The 17,636-nt window shown below is 67.9% G+C and carries 18 protein-coding genes; 14 read left to right on the top strand and 4 right to left on the bottom strand.

Going from position 1 to position 17,636, the window contains the following annotated elements; translation table 11 throughout:
* Positions 1 to 3: 3 nt before the first annotated feature.
* Both ACWETB_RS04700 and ACWETB_RS04695 read left to right on the top strand, forming a co-directional pair.
* Positions 4 to 897, top strand: a complete 894-nt coding sequence (locus ACWETB_RS04700; RefSeq protein WP_452209605.1) for a siderophore-interacting protein — start codon at positions 4 to 6, stop codon at positions 895 to 897.
* A gap of 94 nt (positions 898 to 991) precedes the next feature.
* A complete protein-coding gene (locus tag ACWETB_RS04695) occupies positions 992 to 1,912 on the top strand; it encodes a tyrosine recombinase XerC (protein ID WP_452209603.1) in 921 nt (306 codons plus the stop codon).
* An 89-nt stretch (positions 1,913 to 2,001) separates the two neighbouring features.
* Here the strand turns inward: ACWETB_RS04695 and ACWETB_RS04690 are convergent, their stop codons facing one another.
* On the bottom strand, positions 2,002 to 2,484 hold the full coding sequence (locus ACWETB_RS04690) for a M23 family metallopeptidase (protein WP_452209847.1): 483 nt from the start codon (positions 2,482 to 2,484) through the stop codon (positions 2,002 to 2,004).
* Positions 2,485 to 2,928: 444 nt separating this feature from the next.
* Here ACWETB_RS04690 and rpsB point away from each other — a divergent pair, with 444 nt between their 5' ends.
* From rpsB to ACWETB_RS04665, 5 genes are all read left to right on the top strand, one after another.
* Positions 2,929 to 3,738 (top strand): 30S ribosomal protein S2, encoded by an 810-nt coding sequence (rpsB, locus tag ACWETB_RS04685; protein WP_348803415.1) that lies wholly within the window; start codon positions 2,929 to 2,931, stop codon positions 3,736 to 3,738.
* Between the two features lie 99 nt (positions 3,739 to 3,837).
* Complete coding sequence (tsf, locus tag ACWETB_RS04680; protein ID WP_452209600.1) at positions 3,838 to 4,662, top strand: translation elongation factor Ts; 825 nt, start codon at positions 3,838 to 3,840, stop codon at positions 4,660 to 4,662.
* Between the two features lie 166 nt (positions 4,663 to 4,828).
* On the top strand, positions 4,829 to 5,569 hold the full coding sequence (gene pyrH / locus ACWETB_RS04675) for a UMP kinase (protein WP_348803418.1): 741 nt from the start codon (positions 4,829 to 4,831) through the stop codon (positions 5,567 to 5,569).
* A gap of 55 nt (positions 5,570 to 5,624) precedes the next feature.
* Positions 5,625 to 6,182, top strand: a complete 558-nt coding sequence (gene frr, locus ACWETB_RS04670) for a ribosome recycling factor (RefSeq protein WP_452209598.1) — start codon at positions 5,625 to 5,627, stop codon at positions 6,180 to 6,182.
* 112 nt (positions 6,183 to 6,294) lie between these two features.
* A complete protein-coding gene (locus ACWETB_RS04665) occupies positions 6,295 to 7,212 on the top strand; it encodes a phosphatidate cytidylyltransferase (RefSeq protein WP_452209596.1) in 918 nt (305 codons plus the stop codon).
* A gap of 47 nt (positions 7,213 to 7,259) precedes the next feature.
* On the opposite strand, the gene ACWETB_RS04660 is transcribed toward ACWETB_RS04665, so the two are convergent.
* Positions 7,260 to 7,640: a LapA family protein gene (locus ACWETB_RS04660; protein ID WP_449744674.1), complete on the bottom strand. Its 381-nt coding sequence runs from the start codon at positions 7,638 to 7,640 to the stop codon at positions 7,260 to 7,262.
* Positions 7,641 to 7,670: 30 nt separating this feature from the next.
* Here ACWETB_RS04660 and rlmN point away from each other — a divergent pair, with 30 nt between their 5' ends.
* Positions 7,671 to 8,777 (top strand): 23S rRNA (adenine(2503)-C(2))-methyltransferase RlmN, encoded by a 1,107-nt coding sequence (rlmN, locus tag ACWETB_RS04655; protein WP_452209594.1) that lies wholly within the window; start codon positions 7,671 to 7,673, stop codon positions 8,775 to 8,777.
* A gap of 90 nt (positions 8,778 to 8,867) precedes the next feature.
* Here rlmN and ACWETB_RS04650 read toward each other — a convergent pair whose 3' ends face one another.
* Positions 8,868 to 9,134: a DUF2631 domain-containing protein gene (locus ACWETB_RS04650; RefSeq protein ID WP_449744676.1), complete on the bottom strand. Its 267-nt coding sequence runs from the start codon at positions 9,132 to 9,134 to the stop codon at positions 8,868 to 8,870.
* 155 nt (positions 9,135 to 9,289) lie between these two features.
* Here ACWETB_RS04650 and puuE point away from each other — a divergent pair, with 155 nt between their 5' ends.
* The 6 genes from puuE (at position 9,290) to ACWETB_RS04620 (ending at position 16,848) form a co-directional block, all read left to right on the top strand.
* The gene (puuE, locus tag ACWETB_RS04645) at positions 9,290 to 10,270 is read left to right on the top strand and encodes an allantoinase PuuE (RefSeq protein ID WP_449744677.1); all 981 of its coding nucleotides are present in this window, start codon (positions 9,290 to 9,292) and stop codon (positions 10,268 to 10,270) included.
* Between the two features lie 65 nt (positions 10,271 to 10,335).
* Entirely contained in the window at positions 10,336 to 11,502 is a 1,167-nt protein-coding gene (dxr, locus tag ACWETB_RS04640) for a 1-deoxy-D-xylulose-5-phosphate reductoisomerase (protein WP_452209592.1), read from the top strand.
* 41 nt (positions 11,503 to 11,543) lie between these two features.
* Positions 11,544 to 12,776, top strand: a complete 1,233-nt coding sequence (locus ACWETB_RS04635; protein WP_449744679.1) for a M50 family metallopeptidase — start codon at positions 11,544 to 11,546, stop codon at positions 12,774 to 12,776.
* Between the two features lie 63 nt (positions 12,777 to 12,839).
* On the top strand, positions 12,840 to 14,033 hold the full coding sequence (ispG, locus tag ACWETB_RS04630; RefSeq protein ID WP_449744680.1) for a flavodoxin-dependent (E)-4-hydroxy-3-methylbut-2-enyl-diphosphate synthase: 1,194 nt from the start codon (positions 12,840 to 12,842) through the stop codon (positions 14,031 to 14,033).
* Between the two features lie 34 nt (positions 14,034 to 14,067).
* Positions 14,068 to 14,904 carry a GNAT family N-acetyltransferase gene (locus ACWETB_RS04625; protein WP_452209589.1) on the top strand — a complete coding sequence of 279 codons (837 nt, stop codon included), beginning with the start codon at positions 14,068 to 14,070 and terminating at the stop codon, positions 14,902 to 14,904.
* A 114-nt stretch (positions 14,905 to 15,018) separates the two neighbouring features.
* Positions 15,019 to 16,848, top strand: a complete 1,830-nt coding sequence (locus ACWETB_RS04620; RefSeq protein ID WP_452209587.1) for a penicillin-binding transpeptidase domain-containing protein — start codon at positions 15,019 to 15,021, stop codon at positions 16,846 to 16,848.
* Between the two features lie 9 nt (positions 16,849 to 16,857).
* Here ACWETB_RS04620 and ACWETB_RS04615 read toward each other — a convergent pair whose 3' ends face one another.
* Positions 16,858 to 17,634 (bottom strand): heme ABC transporter ATP-binding protein, encoded by a 777-nt coding sequence (locus ACWETB_RS04615; RefSeq protein ID WP_449744683.1) that lies wholly within the window; start codon positions 17,632 to 17,634, stop codon positions 16,858 to 16,860.
* Positions 17,635 to 17,636: the final 2 nt, after the last annotated feature.

Below are 17,636 nucleotides of genomic sequence, written 5' to 3'. Positions count from 1 at the left end.
TGCATGGCCAAGCGAGTGAATACGATGACCGTCCTGCGACGTGAGCAGGTGACGCCGCACATGGTGCGGCTGTTCTTCGGTGGGGATGGGTTCGACGACTTCTTGCCGGCTCTCGGCAAGGACGGTCTGCGCGAGACCGACATGTACATCAAGCTGATCTTCATGCCCGAGGGCGTGGAGTTCCCAGAGGATTTCGATCCGCGCGCGTCGCGGTCGTTGCCCCCCGAGCAGCAGCCGACGTTGCGCACCTACACGGTCCGCAAGGTCGACGCCGAACGCCGGGAACTGCTCGTCGACTTCGTGGTGCACGGCGACGAGGGGCTCGCCGGACCGTGGGCGGCCTCGGTCGAGCCGGGAACCACCGTGCGGTTCCTCGGGCCGGGCAGCGGCTATCACCCGAACCCGGCCGCACCCTGGCATCTGCTCGCCTGCGACGAGGCGGGATTGCCGGCGGTGGCCGCAGCGCTGGAAGCCCTGCCGGCCGACGCGACCGCGCGGGTGTTCATCGAGGTCGCCGGTCCCGAGGACGAGATCGATCTCGTCGCCCCCGCCGGGGCGCAGATCACCTGGGTGCATCGGGGTGGCGGTGCCGGTGAGGTCGACGACGATCGTGCCGGGGACAACGCTCCGCTGATCGCCGCGGTCCGCGGCGCGCAGTGGCTCGACGGTGAGCCGCAGGTCTTCATCCACGGCGAGGCGCAGGCGGTGATGCACAATCTGCGTGGCTACATCCGCAAGGAACGTGGTGTGGGTGCGAAGAATGCGTCTATTTCCGGATACTGGCGCCGCGGCCGCACCGAGGAGGGCTTCCGCGAATGGAAGGCCGACCTGCGCGCCACCGAAGAGGGGGAGCAAAAGGTCGGCGTCGGGCAGCGCCTCCGCAATCTGGTGCGCTGAACCGGGCGCGAGGAGGATCGGGCGGTCGTACCGATCCGGCAACGGCGTCGCGTGTGCGGTTGCGTGAGTGCGGCGCGGTGGGTGTGCTGGGGTGATGACCGAGTCGGTGGTGTCGGAATTCGCGCGGTATCTGCGCTTCGAGCGTGGACTCAGCGAGCACACGATCCGTGCGTACACCGGTGATCTGCGCGGTCTGATCAGCTTCGCGGGCGTGCGCGGCGTACCCGTCGGCGACATCGATCTGGCCCTGTTACGCGCCTGGCTGGCCGACCACACCCGTCGGGGAGCCGCGCGGACAACGGTCGCCCGACAGGTGTCCTCGGCAAAGACGTTCTGCGCGTGGGCCGTTCGCGAAGGGATTCTCGGCGCGGATCCGGCCACCCGGCTACAGGCCCCGAAGGCGCATCGGAGGTTGCCTGCCGTTCTCACCGCCGAACAGGCGGCGACGGTCGCCGCCGGCACCGCGGCGCCGGGTGCCGAGGACTCTGAGGGCGACGCCGACCCCGACGATCCGATCGTGCTGCGTGACCGCGTGATCACCGAGCTGCTCTACGCCAGCGGAATCCGGGTGGGCGAGCTGTGCGGTCTCGACCTCGCCGACGTCGACGACGCGCGGGCGGTGCTGCGGGTCATCGGCAAGGGGAACAAGCAGCGCAGTGTGCCCTACGGTGTGCCCGCCGCGCGCGCGTTGCAGCGGTGGCTGGCCGCCGGACGGCCGGCGCTGGCCACCGCCGCCTCCGGGTCGGCTCTGCTGCTCGGCGCCCGGGGCGGCCGACTCAACCAGCGGGTCGCGCGGGCGGTCGTCTCCTCGGCGGTCGCCGCGGCCGGCGGCCCGCACATGGGACCCCACGGTCTGCGCCACAGCGCCGCGACGCATCTCCTCGAAGGCGGTGCGGACCTGCGAGTCGTCCAGGAACTTCTGGGACATTCGTCGCTGGCGACGACCCAGGTCTACACCCACGTCAGCGTCGAACGCCTGCGTGCCGCGCACCGGCAGGCACATCCGCGGGCCTAGCTCAACAAGCCCGGTCGCCGAACAAACCCTGGTCGCGCAGCAAAACCCTGGTCGCGCAGCAAAATCCTGGTCGCCCAACAAACGTGGTCTCACCCGCCGAGCGGCTTGAGCCGCACCCGGACCGCACCCAACAACGCCAGGGGATCGAGATACTGGGCCACGTGACCGGCTCCGCGGCGCGCGCCCCAGTGCAGACAGGCGGCCGCGTCGCAGCCCGGATGACCGGCCTCGACGTTGCCGATCGGCTCGCCGCGTTGCACCAGGGTGCCGCGTCGCACGCTCGCGTGGACCGGTTCGTAGGTGGTGATCACCCCGTCATCGTGCTCGATCGACACCGACGGTTTGCCCGCCACGATCCCGGCGAACCGGATGACACCGTCGCCGGCCGCCAGGATCACCGCACCCGTCGATGCCGCCAGGTCGACCCCACGGTGACCGGCTTGCCACCGCTGCGGGGGATTGTCGAAGCCGCGGACCACCGTCGGCCGCGGCGACAGCGGCGCCGAGTAACCGCGCGGGGACACCGGGATCGGGGACACCGGGGTCGGGGCGGCACCGACGACGCCGGGCATCAGCAGCATCATCGACGCGACGACCAGCAGCTCGACGAGCACCGCCGTCAGATGCCGGATCACGACCACCGCTCGTGATGGCCGTGGCGGCGTCACGGCATCGTCGTCGTCGGCGCCGAGATGCGCTGCGTCGTTGTATGTCGCAGAATCTGCAGAACGGGTCACAACAGATCAGACGCACGCCGGGGGCATTCGGCTCCATCGCCGGCCGAGAAATTTCGGGGAGATTTCGGGCTTTTTGGAGACCGGCATGCGCGCGCGTAGACTTGCCAGAGCACCTCGCTTCGGCGGGGTGACTTCGCGCGTCTGCACCCGTTCGCCGCACTGCGGCCCCGAACACCTCCGCGCGGCGGTCCCGGCCTCCCGGGTCCGCGTGGACGCAGACGCCAGGGTCGACGCCACCCGGTGTCGACGTCAACTGCGCACAAAGGAATGAACACACTCATGGCTGTCGTAACCATGAAGCAGCTGCTGGACAGCGGCGCACACTTCGGGCATCAGACCCGCCGTTGGAACCCGAAGATGAAGCGATTCATCTTCACCGACCGTAACGGCATCTACATCATCGACCTGCAGCAGACGCTGACCTACATCGACAAGGCGTACGAGTTCGTCAAGGAGACCGTCGCCCACGGCGGCACCATCCTGTTCGTCGGCACCAAGAAGCAGGCCCAGGAATCCATCGCCGCCGAGGCCACCCGCGTCGGCATGCCGTACGTCAACCAGCGTTGGCTCGGTGGCATGCTCACCAACTTCCAGACCGTGCACAAGCGTCTGCAGCGTCTCAAGGAACTCGAGACCATGGAGCAGACCGGTGGCTTCGAGGGTCGCACCAAGAAGGAAATCCTGATGCTGACCCGCGAGAAGAACAAGCTCGAGCGGACACTCGGTGGTATCCGCGATATGGCCAAGGTGCCGTCCGCCATTTGGGTGGTGGACACCAACAAGGAGCACATTGCTGTCGGTGAGGCACGCAAGCTCAACATCCCGGTCATCGCGATCCTCGACACCAACTGCGACCCCGACCTCGTCGACTACCCGATCCCGGGCAACGACGACGCCATCCGCAGCGCCGCCCTGCTCACCCGCGTGGTCGCCTCGGCCGTCGCCGAAGGCGTCCAGGCCCGCGCCGGCCAGTCCTCCGACGACTCCAAGCCGGAGGCCGGTGGCGGCGAGCCGCTCGCCGAGTGGGAGCAGGAACTGCTGACCCAGGCGGCTGCACCCGCCGAGGGTGGCGCCACCCCGGCGTCCTGACCTGATCGGGTCCACGTCGTCGACCTGCGCGCCCGGTATCCCGGGCGCGCAGGTCACCAGACACATCGACACTCTTTTCCTAAAGGAGGCTCGCCAACGATGGCGAACTACACCGCAGCGGACGTGAAGCGTCTCCGCGAGCTCACCGGCTCCGGAATGATGGACTGCAAGAAGGCCCTCGAGAACAACGACGGTGACTTCGACAAGGCCGTCGAGGAACTGCGCATCAAGGGCGCCAAGGACGTCGGCAAGCGTGCCGAGCGGTCCACCGCCGAGGGCCTCGTCGCCGCTCGTGACGGCGTCATGGTCGAGATCAACTCCGAGACCGACTTCGTCGCCAAGAACGCCGAGTTCCAGGCGCTTGCCGACCAGGTCGTCGAGGCCGCGATCGCCGCCAAGACCAGCGATGTCGACGAACTCAAGGCCGCCAAGCTCGGCGACGGGACCGTCGCCGACGCCGTCCAGGCACTCTCGGCCAAGATCGGCGAGAAGCTCGAACTGCGTCGCGTCGCCTACTACGACGGCCCGGTCGCGATCTACCTGCACAAGCGTGCCTCGGATCTTCCGCCGGCCGTTGGTGTGCTGGTGTCCTACACCGGTGAGGGCGACGCTGCGGCCGAGGCCGCGCGTGCCGCCGCCATGCAGGTAGCCGCGCTCAAGGCGCGCTACGCCACCCGCGATGAGGTCCCCGCCGACATCATCGAGAACGAGCGTCGCATCGCCGAGGAGACCGCGAAGGCCGAGGGCAAGCCGGAGAAGGCGCTGCCCAAGATCGTCGAAGGTCGCGTCAACGGCTTCTACAAGGATGTCGTGCTGCTCGACCAGCCGTCGGTGCAGGACTCCAAGAAGACCGTCAAGGCACTCCTCGACGAGGCCGGTGTGACCGTCAACGGTTTTGCCCGCTTCGAGGTCGGCCAGGCCTGATCGGCCCTGATCGCACGACGACCCCGTGTCCGCACTTCTCGTGGACACGGGGTCGTCGCGTCAGAGCGGCAATCGGGCACGCCCTAAGATGATTCGAGAAGGTCGTGTGCACCGCCCGCGCGGATCGCATGCGGCCCACCACCGTCGGCTGTCAGTGAGGAAGTAGATGATGCAATCCCCTGATCCCCAGCAGTCCGAGCGTTCCGGTTTCCACCGGGTGCTCCTCAAGCTCGGCGGTGAGATGTTCGGCGGGGGAGAGGTCGGACTGGATCCCGACGTGGTGGCCACCGTCGCCGATCAGATCGCCGAAGTGGTGGAGTCCGGGGCGCAGGTGGCCGTCGTCATTGGTGGCGGCAACTTCTTCCGCGGCGCCGAACTGCAGCAGCGCGGCCTGGACCGGGCCCGCTCGGATTACATGGGCATGCTCGGGACCGTCATGAATTGCCTTGCGCTGCAGGACTTCCTGGAGAAGCGCGGGGTCACCACGCGAGTCCAGACGGCCATCACGATGGGTCAGGTCGCCGAGCCGTACCTGCCGTTGCGGGCGCAGCGTCACCTCGAGAAGGGCCGGGTTGTCATCTTCGGCGCCGGTATGGGCATGCCGTACTTCTCCACCGACACCACCGCCGCCCAGCGCGCCCTCGAGATCAAGGCCGAGGTGGTGCTGATGGCCAAGGCCGTCGACGGTGTCTACAGCGCCGACCCGAAGGTCGATCCCGACGCGACCCTGTTCCGCGAGATCAGTCACCGCGAGGTCCTCGACCGCGAACTCAAGGTCGCCGACGCGACCGCGTTCAGTCTCTGCATGGACAACAAGATGCCGATCCTGGTGTTCAATCTGCTGGAGCGCGGCAACATCGCCCGGGCGGTGGCCGGTGAACCGATCGGGACACTCGTGAGCACCTGAGCCCCGCACACCTTCGCGACCACCCACCACACACCAGAACCAGGGAACTCAACACATGATCGACGACACCTTGCTCGATGCCGAGGAGAAGATGGAGAAGGCCGTTGCCGTCGCCAAGGACGACATGGGCTCCATCCGGACCGGCCGAGCCAATCCGGCGATGTTCAACAAGGTCACCATCGAGTACTACGGCGCCATCACCCCGATCACGCAGGTGGCCGGCATCACCACCCCCGAAGCCCGACTGGTGGTCATCAAGCCCTACGAGGCGTCGACCCTCCGCGACATCGAGACCGCGATCCGCAACTCCGATCTCGGGGTCAACCCGACCAACGACGGTTCGCTGATCCGGGTGTCGATCCCGCAGCTCACCGAGGATCGGCGCAAGGATCTCGTCAAGCAGGCCAAGGGCAAGGGTGAGGACGCGAAGGTGGCCATCCGCAACGTCCGGCGCAAGGCCGTCGAGGAGCTCAAGCGCATCCAGAAGGACGGCGAGGCCGGCGAGGACGAGGTCGTGCGGGCGGAGAAGGAAATCGACAAGACCACCGCCGACTACGTTCATCAGGTCGACGAGTTGGTCAAGCACAAGGAGTCCGAACTCCTCGAGGTGTGAGGATCACGAACCCCTGGTGAGTCGGGACCCGGGGACCCGACGACCTCAACCCGACACCTCAACCTCGCAACGCACCTCGACTCAGCGGAGATGACAGGCGGACACCACAGCAATGCCACACGAATCGTCGGCGCAGCCGTCGGGGACGGACGGGACTTCGGATAGTCGGGAGGCCGAGTCACCGGCGGATTCGGCGGCAGCGGCCCCGAAGAAGTCACGCGCCGGTCGGGACCTGCCGGCGGCCATCGGGGTCGGTGTGACCCTGGGTGTCACCATCATCCTCATCCTGTTGTTCGCGCCGATGGTCTGGTATGGCGTCGTCTCGGTGGCCTTCGCGATCGCCACCTGGGAGGTCACCAAACGGCTCCGCGGCGGCGGCTATGACGTCGCGTTCTGGCCGCTGCTGATCGGTGGGCAGGCCATTGTGTGGTCGAGCTGGCCGTGGGGAACGACCGGCATCCTGGTGGCATTCGTCGCGACCGTGCTCGTGCTGATGGTGTGGAAACTGTTGTCGCAGGGCATCACTCACGCGCCGGAAAACTATCTGCGCAACCTCGCCGTGTCGATCCTGGTGCTGGCGTGGCTCCCACTGTTGGCGTCGTTCGGCGTCGTCATGGTCACCCAGGACCACGGGGCCGCCCGGGTCGCCACCCTGATGGTCGTGGTCGTGTGCTCCGACGTGGGCGGCTACGCCGCGGGAGTGCTCTTCGGCAAGCATCCGATGGCGCCGGCGATCAGTCCGAAGAAGTCGTGGGAGGGCCTCGTCGGCTCGTTCGTGGTGGGGACCGCGGGCGCGGTCGGATGCGTGATGCTGTTGCTCGACAACGCCTGGTGGGTGGGCGTCATCCTGGGTCCGGTCCTGGTGATCTGCGCAACCCTCGGTGACCTCGTCGAATCGCAGATCAAACGCGATCTCGCGATCAAGGACATGGGAACCCTGCTCCCCGGCCACGGCGGCATCATGGATCGCCTCGACTCGCTGTTGCCGTCGGCGTTCATCGTGTGGGCGGTGCTCACCGCCCTGCTATAGACGACCCTGCTGTAGATGACGCCGTCTCGACGGTTACTTCTCGGCCTTTACTTCTTGGCCTTCTTCAGTGCCCGGGTGAGCTGAATCATCCGGAGTCCGCCGACCAGCGCGACGATCAACGCTCCGGCGATGGCGGCGATCAGCAGACTCACGCCCATCGGTAGCGTGACATGCCACGCGAGGAACGTGATCTGCTGCTTTTCGAGATTCTGCAGGATGAATACCAACAGCAGGACGGTGATGACGGCCCCGATCACCAGGCCGATGAAGGTGGCGCGGGTCCGCGTGTGCTCGACCTTCTTCACTTGTCTGCGCAGCGCGTCGCGCTCGTCGATCAGTGCGTGGCTGTCCACATCGGGGGTGGCGGGGTCGGTAGTTCCGGCAGAGCTATCCGGCGCCGCCGGACCTTGCGGATCGGGACTCGTCATGCACCCATCATGACATGCGACAATGGTGGTATGACGTCATTGCCACTCGTGTTCGACGCGCCCAAGCGTGGGCGTCCGCCGACACACTTCGCCGATCTCGACCCGGCGGACCGTGTGGCGGCCCTCGGCGAGATCGGGCTCCCGCGATTCCGCGCCGATCAGCTCGCCCGCCAGTACTACGGCCGCCTCAACGGCGCCGTCGACGAGATGACCGACCTGCCCGCCGCCGCTCGTGAGAAGGTCGGTGCGGCACTGTTCCCGCAGCTCCTCACCCCGGTCCGGCACATCTCCTGCGACGACGACAGCACCCGCAAGACCCTGTGGCGGCTGCACGACGGCACCCTGCTGGAGAGCGTGCTGATGCGCTATCCCGACCGCAACACGTTGTGCATCTCCAGTCAGGCCGGCTGCGGTATGGCCTGCCCGTTCTGCGCGACCGGGCAGGGTGGCCTCGACCGCAACCTGTCCACCGGCGAGATCGTCGACCAGGTGCGCGCCGCCGCCCGGGCGCTGCGCGACGGCGAGTTCGGCGAACCGGGCCGACTGTCCAACGTCGTGTTCATGGGAATGGGTGAGCCCCTCGCGAACTACAAACGCGTGGTCAGCGCGGTCCGCCAGATCACCTCGCCGGCGCCCGCCGGGCTGGGGATCTCGGCGCGATCGGTGACGGTGTCGACGGTCGGTCTGGCGCCGGCCATCCGGCGCCTGGCCGACGAGAAACTCTCGGTCACGCTCGCCGTGTCCCTGCACACCCCCGACGACGAACTGCGCGACACCCTGGTCCCGGTGAACAACCGTTGGTCGGTGGCCGAGGTCCTCGACGCCGCGCGGTACTACGCCGACTCGAGCGGTCGTCGCGTGTCGATCGAGTACGCCCTCATCCGGGATGTCAACGACCAGCCGTGGCGCGCCGACATGCTGGGGAAGAAGCTGCACAAGGCGCTCGGTTCGCTGGTCCACGTCAATCTCATCCCGCTGAACCCGACCCCGGGCTCGGAGTGGGACGCCAGTCCCAAACCGGTGGAACGGGAGTTCGTGCGACGGGTCCGCGAGCAGGGTGTCTCCTGCACGGTGCGCGACACCCGCGGGCAGGAGATCGCGGCAGCCTGCGGTCAGCTCGCCGCCGAGGAGAAATAGAACCTCCGGGCCCGGGCGACACGACCGGATAAACGATCAAAGCCCGGCCGGTGATCACCGGCCGGGCTCTGTGACGTCTGGAGGAGGGGACTAGCTCCACTTCTTCTTGGCGAACATCGCACGCAGCAGGAAGACCGCCAGCACCGCTGCGGCGACGGCCAGCCAGATGTCCTCGACGTGCCCCACGTGATTGCCGAAGAACATGAGCAGAAGCAGGATCACGCTCAGCCATCCGGCGATGTAGAAGGTCTTGGTCGCGGTGCCGTGCCACCCGAACCGCGCCGACGGCGCATCGGCGGGTTCGTGCACCCAACCGGTGTCGATGTCGTCGCTGTGCTCCACATCGGTGCTTGCCACGCCTGGCTCCTCACTGCGGGCGCCGAAGCCCTCCGGAGGGATCTTCGACGGTCGGTAGTAGTTCTGCTCTGGGAAAGCATAGCGGCCCGACCCACGCGGTGTTGCACTCCCCACGCCGACGGGTGCCGACGTCGGATCGGTGTAAGAATCTGGCCATGCATCCACCGTCTCGCTCACTCGCCGACCATCGCTCCGAGGACTACCCACGCGACATGGTGGGATACGGTCCGACGCCGCCGGACCCGCAGTGGCCGGGTGGCGCGAAGATCGCGGTGCAGTTCGTCCTCAACTACGAGGAGGGCAGCGAGAACAATGTCCTCGAGAACGATCGCGGCAGCGAGACATTCCTCTCGGAAATGATTGGTGCCCAATCCTTTCCGAACCGGCACATGAGTATGGAATCGCTCTACGAATACGGGTCGCGGGCCGGGGTGTGGCGCATCCTGCGGACCTTCGAGAGTCGTGGTCTTCCGTTGACGATCTTCGCGGTCGCCCAGGCGATGGCCCGCAACCCGGAGGCGGCCGCGGCCTTTGTCGAACGCGGCGACGAGATCGCCTGCCACGGCTACCGGTGGCTGAGTTATCAGATGGTCGACGAACACGTCGAACGCGAGCACATGCGCACCGCGATCGACGTCCTGACCGAGATCACCGGGGCGCGGCCGCTCGGCTGGTATACCGGTCGCGATTCGCCCAACACCCGGTCCCTCGTGGTCGAACAGGGTGGTTTCGTCTACGACTCCGACAGTTACGCCGACGATCTGCCCTACTGGGTGAAGGTTCCGCGCACCGACGGGTCGGTCACCGGGGCGGTCGATCACCTGGTGGTGCCCTACACCCTCGACACCAACGACATGCGGTTCGCCTCGCCCGGCGGATTTCCGTCGGGGGAGCAGTTCTTCGCCCATCTCCGCGACGCGTTCGACGTGCTCTACCGCGAAGGCGTCGAGGGGTCACCCAAGATGCTCTCGGTGGGTCTGCATTGTCGGCTCGTCGGGCGGCCCGCCCGGCTGGCGAGCCTGGAGCGCTTCCTCGATCACGTCCAATCCCACGACGATGTCTGGATCACCCGCCGCATCGACATCGCCGAACACTGGCGCACGGTGCATCCGGCGCCGGGCGGCGTCCGCGGCTGACCTCGAGCCCGCATCGTCGGCAAGGGTGGCAGTGACCCGTCGCGGCCGTCGGCCACAATGAACGTGTGACGACGCGCGTGCTCATCCTCGGTTCCACCGGATCGATCGGGGTCCAGGCCCTCGACGTGATCACCGAACATCCCGACCGGTTCTCGGTGGTCGGGCTCGGCGCCGGGGGTGGCAATCGTGACATCCTCGCACGTCAGGCGCGGGAGCACGGCGTACCCGCGGCGGCGGTCGCGGTCGCCGATCCGGCGGCGGCCCAGGCGCTGAGCGCCGAACTCGGTGACGGCGTCCTCGGCGGCGCGGATGCGATGTGCCGGCTCATCGAGACAGTCGAGGCCGATGTCGTCCTCAATGCCGTCGTCGGATCGATCGGACTGCGGCCGAGCCTCGCCGCACTCGAATCGGGTGCGCGACTCGCGTTGGCCAACAAGGAATCGCTGGTCGCCGGTGGTGCGCTGGTGCTGCGGGCCGCCGCACCCGGCCAGATCGTGCCGGTCGATTCGGAGCATTCCGCGATCGCCCAGTGCCTGCGGGCGGGGACCGCGGACGAGGTGGATCGGTTGGTGCTCACCGCCTCCGGTGGGCCGTTCCGCGGGTGGAGCGCCGCGCAACTCGAGGATGTCACCCCCGAGCAAGCCGGTCGGCATCCGACGTGGTCAATGGGGCCGATGATCACCCTCAACTCGGCGACGCTGGTCAACAAGGCCCTCGAGGTGATCGAGGCGCACCTGCTGTTCGACGTGCCCTACGACCGCATCGACGTCACCGTCCACCCCCAGTCGATCGTGCATTCCATGGTGACCTTCGTCGACGGTGCGACCATCGCCAAGGCGTCCCCGCCGTCGATGAAACTGCCCATCGCGCTGGCTCTGGGCTGGCCGGACCGGGTGCCCGGATCGTCGCAGGCCTGTGACTTCTCCACGGCCTCGGCGTGGACCTTCGAACCCGTCGACAACGAGGTGTTCCCGGCGATCGAGCTGGCCCGGCGTGCCGGTAGGGCCGGTGGCAGCCTGACTGCGGTGTACAACGCCGCCAACGAGGCCGCGGCGGCCGGCTTCTTCGCCGGTGAGATCGCCTTTCCCCGCATCGTCGAGGTGATCGGTCGTGTGCTCGACGACGCCGATCAGTGGCGTGCGACCCCGGGTACTGTGGACGAGGTCCTCGCCGCAGACACCTGGGCGCGGGTCCGTGCGGCGGAGCTGGTCGCGGCACCGCGCCGGGCTTGAGGCCCGGCACAGGGATCAGTAATCAACAGGAGAGTCGAGAAGTGGTTTTTGCGATCGGGGTGGTGCTGTTCGCCCTCGCGTTGCTCGCGTCGATCGCGTGGCATGAGTGCGGTCACATGTGGGCCGCACAGAGGACCGGGATGAAGGTCCGACGCTACTTCGTCGGCTTCGGCCCCACCTTGTGGTCAACGCGCCGCGGCGAGACCGAGTACGGCGTGAAGGCCCTGCCGTTCGGCGGGTTCTGCGACATCGCCGGCATGACCCCGCATGAGGAACTGACCGCCGACGAGCGTGAGCGCGCGATGTACCGGCAGAAGCCGTGGAAACGGCTCGTCGTGCTGTTCGCCGGTCCCGCGCAGAACTTCATCCTCGGATTCGTCCTGATCGTGATCGCCGGCCTGGTCTGGGGTCTGCCCGATCTGTCGCCGCCGGCCACCGGCACCACCGTCGCCAAGATCTCCTGCGTCACCCCGACCATCACGGTCGATGCCGGCAACTCCGCCACCGAAGCGCCCTGCGCGGGCAGCGGGCCGGCCGGTGCGGCTGGACTGCGCACCGGTGACCAGATCGTCGCCGTCAACGGCACTCCGGTGGACACCGCATCGGACCTGACCCCGAAGATCCAGCAGAGCGTCGGTCCGGTCGAACTCACAGTGCGTCGCGACGGCAGCGACTTCACCGCCGTGATGACCCCGCAGCCGGTGACGATCAACACCACCGACAAGGCCGGTGCCACGACGAGCCGATCCATCAACCGGGTCGGGATCACCTTCGAGCAGCCCCCGCTGTGGAAGCACTACAACGTGCTGACGATCCTGCCCGGATCCGCGGTGTTCACCGCCGAACTGGCACATCAGACCTGGAATGCGCTGCTGTCGATGCCGACGAAGGTGCACAATCTGTGGATCGCGGTCACCGGTGGTGAACGCGACCCGGACACCCCGGTCAGCGTGTACGGCGCCACCGTGCTGGGCGGTCAGGCCGCCGAACGGGGCCTGTGGGACACCTTCCTGTTGCTGCTGATCAGCATCAACTTCTTCCTCGGACTGTTCAACCTCGTCCCGCTATTACCCTTGGATGGTGGACACATGGCCATCGTCGGGTACGAGAAGGGACGTGACACGGTGCGTCGGTGGTTCGGCCGGGCCCCGGGCGGTCCGGTCGACTACTACAAGCTGCTGCCCCTGACCTACGCGGTGGTGGTCGTGATGGCCGGATTCATGGTGCTGACGCTGACCGCCGACATCATCAATCCGATCACCATCCCCAACTGATGGTTGCCCTCCCAGCCCAGCGAGCCCGCCTCGCACCCCTCGACACGCCCGCAGGAGAACGCGATGTCCGCCCCTGACCCGAACTCGTCCGGCCCGATCGCGATCGGCCTCGGCATGCCCGAGGCGCCGCCGCCGGTGCTGGCCCCCCGACGCACGACCCGCCAGATCCAGGTCGGCTCGGTCGGCGTCGGCAGCGATCACCCCATTTCGGTGCAGTCGATGACCACCACCAAGACCCATGACATCAACGCGACACTGCAGCAGATCGCCGAACTGACCGCGTCGGGTTGTGACATCGTCCGCGTGGCGTGTCCGCGTCAGGAGGACGCCGACGCCCTGCCGATCATCGCCAAGAAGTCCAAGATCCCGGTGATCGCCGACATACACTTCCAGCCGAAGTACATCTTCGCCGCCATCGACGCCGGGTGTGCGGCGGTGCGCGTGAACCCGGGCAACATCAAGGAATTCGACGGCCGGGTCAAGGAGGTCGCCAAGGCCGCCGGGGATGCCGGCATCCCGATCCGCATCGGCGTCAACGCCGGATCGCTGGACAAACGCATCATGCAGAAGTACGGCAAGGCCACCCCGGAGGCGCTGGTGGAGTCGGCGCTGTGGGAAGCGGGCCTGTTCGAGGAGCACGGCTTCGGCGACATCAAGATCTCGGTGAAGCACAACGACCCGGTCATCATGGTCGAGGCCTACCGCCAACTCGCGGCCCAATGCGACTACCCGCTGCACCTCGGCGTCACCGAGGCCGGTCCCGCATTCCAGGGCACCATCAAGTCCGCGGTCGCGTTCGGGGCGCTGCTGAGCCAGGGCATCGGCGACACCATCCGGGTGTCGCTGTCGGCGCCGCCCGCCGAGGAGATCAAGGTCGGCGATCAGATCCTGCAGTCGCTCAACCTGCGTCCCCGCAAGCTGGAGATCGTCTCCTGCCCGTCGTGCGGGCGCGCCCAGGTCGACGTCTACAAGCTCGCCGACGCGGTGACCGCCGGACTCGAGGGTATGGAGGTACCCCTGCGGGTGGCGGTGATGGGCTGCGTCGTCAACGGTCCGGGCGAGGCACGCGAAGCCGACCTGGGCGTGGCGTCGGGCAACGGCAAGGGTCAGATCTTCGTCAAGGGGGAGGTCATCAAGACCGTCCCCGAGGCCGACATCGTCGAGACTCTGATCGAAGAAGCGCTGCGAATTGCCGAGGAATCAGGGGACACTGGTGAGGGCGCGCCGGTCGGGCCGCCGGTCGTGACCGTCTCGTAGGGTCGCGCAGGGCTACGGGAGCGAAGGAGCAGCGGTGCTGAAGCTGCTGGGCGACAAGCCGCTCGGAGCGCGGGACGCACCCGCGGTCAGTCGTGTCCTCAACGCCGACCCGGTCGCCAACTGCATGGTCGCCGCGCGCTTCGAGTCCCACGGCATCGAACCCCGGATGCTCGGTGGGGAGATGTGGTCGGCCGGTCATCCCGAATCGTCGCTGTGTTTCTCCGGTGCCAACCTCATCCCGATCCGGGGATCGCTGGCCGACATGGCGTACTTCGCCGACCGTGCGACTTCGGGGGCCCGCGTCTGCTCCTCGATCGTCGGGGACACCGATCTGGCGTTGACCCTGTGGGAGAACATCACGCCGGTCTGGGGGCAGGCCCGTGAGGTCCGTCCCACCCAGCCGCTGATGGCGCTCTACGGCCCGCCCGCCGTCGAACCCGACCCCGCGGTTCGGCTGGTCACCCCCGACGACCTCGAGGCCTACCTGCCGGCGGCCGTCGACATGTTCATCGGTGAGGTCGGCGTGGATCCGCGTGCCGGCGACGGTGGCCGGTCCTATCGCCGTCGTCTCGCGTCGCTGATCGCGGCGCGCCGGGTGTTCGCGCGCTTCGACGACGGTGAGGTCGTGTTCAAGGCCGAGATCGGGTCGATGTCACGGGCGGTCGGCCAGATCCAGGGTGTCTGGGTGGACCCGCAGATGCGTGGGCGTGGGTACGGCGCCGCCGGTACCGCCGCCGTGGCCGCCGCGGTCGCCGCCTACGGGCGCATTCCCAGCCTCTACGTCAACAGCTTCAACCTGCCGGCCCAGGCCGTCTACCACCGCGTCGGGTTCACCCAGGTGGGCACGTTCGCCACGGTGCTCATCGACTGATCGGCCGCGGTGCCCGTTCGGCACGTCGGTGGGCCGAGAAGATCGCAGAGTCACAGCCTTTGGCGCCGCGTGGCTCCCGGATTCCGGGTGCCGCCGACCCTAGGATCGGCAGCGATGGAATTCCCGACGCGCAGAGCGGCCTTGATCCTGGCCATGCTGATCAGCGCTGTGCTCGTCGTCGGCGCGGCGACGGCCTGCAGTTCGGCCGACGACGGACCGCGTGGTGCCGTCGACGACTTCCTGTCCGCCTACAGCCGCGGCGACATCGCCGGCGCCGCCGCACAGACCGACAATCCGCAGTCGGCGGCGGCCGCGTTGCGTTCGGCCTGGGATGGGCTGGCCGCCGAGTCGGTGACCGGGCGGACCGGCCGGGCCGACGTCACGCAGGACACCGCCGACATCGACGTCGCCTACACGTGGCGGTTGGCCGATGCGAGGGAGTGGCGCTACGACGCGACCATCAAGGCGGTCCGGTCGGATTCACGCGGCTGGCAGGTGCGGTGGACCTCCACCGACATCCACCCGAACCTCGGTGCGGATCAACGGCTCGTCCTGCGCACCACCGCCGCGCCGCGGGCCACCGTGAACGAGGCCGACGGTTCGGAAGTGATGGTCAACGGCACCGTCGTCGGCATCAACTTCGACGCGAAAGCCGCAGCGGCCCAAGGGTCCGTCGGTGATTCGGTGACCCGCCTCGTCGACGTGCTGGCACCCGTCGACCCGACCCTCAACGCGCAGAAGATCGCGGAGGAATCGACCGCCGACGACGGGCAGTACCCGATCACCCGCCTGTCCACCGCCGACTTCGACCGGTTGCGCGACCAGTTGGCGATCCCCGGCGTGGTCCACAACGAGCAGGCCGAACTGGTCCCCACCAACCCCGCCTTCGCGCCCGCACTCCTGACCGGGGTGCGCAGCGTCGTCGACGGCGAACTCGCCGGGCGGTCCGGCTGGCAGATCGTCACCGTCAATCCGAACGGCCTGGACGCCGACACCCTCACCGACCACGCGGCCGAGCCGTCGCCTGCGGTGTCGCTGAGTCTGTCCCGTCAGGTGCAGGACGCGGCGCAACGAGCGGTCAACGCCACCAACGCCTTCCAGATCGCCATGGTCGTCATCCAGCCGTCGTCCGGCCGTATCCTGGCGGTCGCGCAGAACCCGGCCGCCGATGCCCACGGACCGATCGCGACCACCGGCCTGTACCCACCGGGCTCCACCTTCAAGATGGTGACCTCGGCGGCGGCGTTCAATGCCGGAATGGTGCACCCGGATTCGACGGTGGGGTGCCCCGGCGAGGTGACCATCGGGCCGCGCACCATCCCCAACTACGACCGGTTCGCGTTGGGGCCGGTCAGTCTGCTGCGCGCCTTCGCGCAATCGTGTAACACCACCTTCGCCAAACTCGCGAGCGAGATGGGGCCGTCGGATCTGCCGCATGCGGCCGCGGCGATGGGTATCGGACGCAACTACGACATCCCCGGCCTGGCCACGGCCACCGGGTCGGTACCGATCGAGAGCGATCTGGTGGCGCGGACCGAGGACGGCTTCGGGCAGGGCCGGGACCTGGTCAGCCCGTTCGGCATGGCGCTCGTCGCGGCGACCGTCGCCAACAACGGCACACTGCCTGTCCCGCAATTGATCCTGGGCCGCACCACACAGGTGAGCGGGCCGTCGGCGGAACTCAACCCCGACGTCGTGGGCCAATTGCGGCCGATGATGCGCGAGGTCGTGGTCTCCGGCACCGGCACCGCCATCGCGGGGCAGGGTGAGGTGTACGGCAAGACCGGTGAGGCGGAGTTCGATGGTGGGTCGCACGCCTGGTTCGCCGGTTACCGCGGAGATCTCGCATTCGCGACTCTCGTTGTGCGCGGCGGTGATTCGAACAACGCCGTGGGCGTCACCCGTGACTTCTTCTCGTTCCTGCCGGCCGGTTTCGGAGTCTGATCACAGCGTTCACCTGCGACGCGGTATGACGATCAGCCGACCGCCGCGGTCGAGGATCTCGACCGGGTAATCGTAGGTCTCCGACAGCAATTCGGTGGTCATCACCGCACGGGTCGCGCCGAAGGCGCGAAGGTGACCGTCCTTCATCACCGCCACTTTGTCGGCGTAGGCGGCCGCGAGTGTCAGGTCGTGGACCACGAGGAGGACCGCAGCGCCGGAATCTCGGTGCTCGCAGAGGATGTCGAGGACCTGCTCCTGATGCCGGATGTCGAGGGACGCGGTGGGCTCGTCGAGCATCATCACCGGGGTATCCTGCGCGATCGCCCGGGCCAGCGACACCCGCGCCTGCTGACCGCCGGACAGCTGCGGAAACGGCCGCGCCACGATGTCGGACAGGTCGCACCGGGCGATCGCGTCGGCGATCACGGCGGGGGAATCGGCCGCACGTGGGGTGCGCAGCCACGGGAAACGTCCCATCTCCACGACCTCCCCGACGGTGAACGGGGTGTCGACGCGGTTGTGCTGGGTGACCATCGAGCGGCGGCGCGCGAGATCGCGATGGGAGGTGTGGGCGACGTCGTGACCGTCGATGAACACCTGCCCGCGTCGGGGGCGGCGTACTCCCGACAGCACCGACAGCAGGGTGGACTTGCCACAACCGTTGGGGCCCACCAGCGCGACGAGCTCGCCGGGACGCACCGACAGCGACACCCCGGACACCACGTCGCGGCCACCGAGTTCGACGACGATGTCGGTGGCCTCGATCCCGGCGTGGGGGTCGGCCATCG

Source organism: Gordonia sp. NPDC003950 (genome assembly GCF_053605205.1).
The sequence above is the reverse complement of the archived record's forward strand: the minus strand, read 5'-3'. Positions and strand labels throughout refer to the sequence as shown.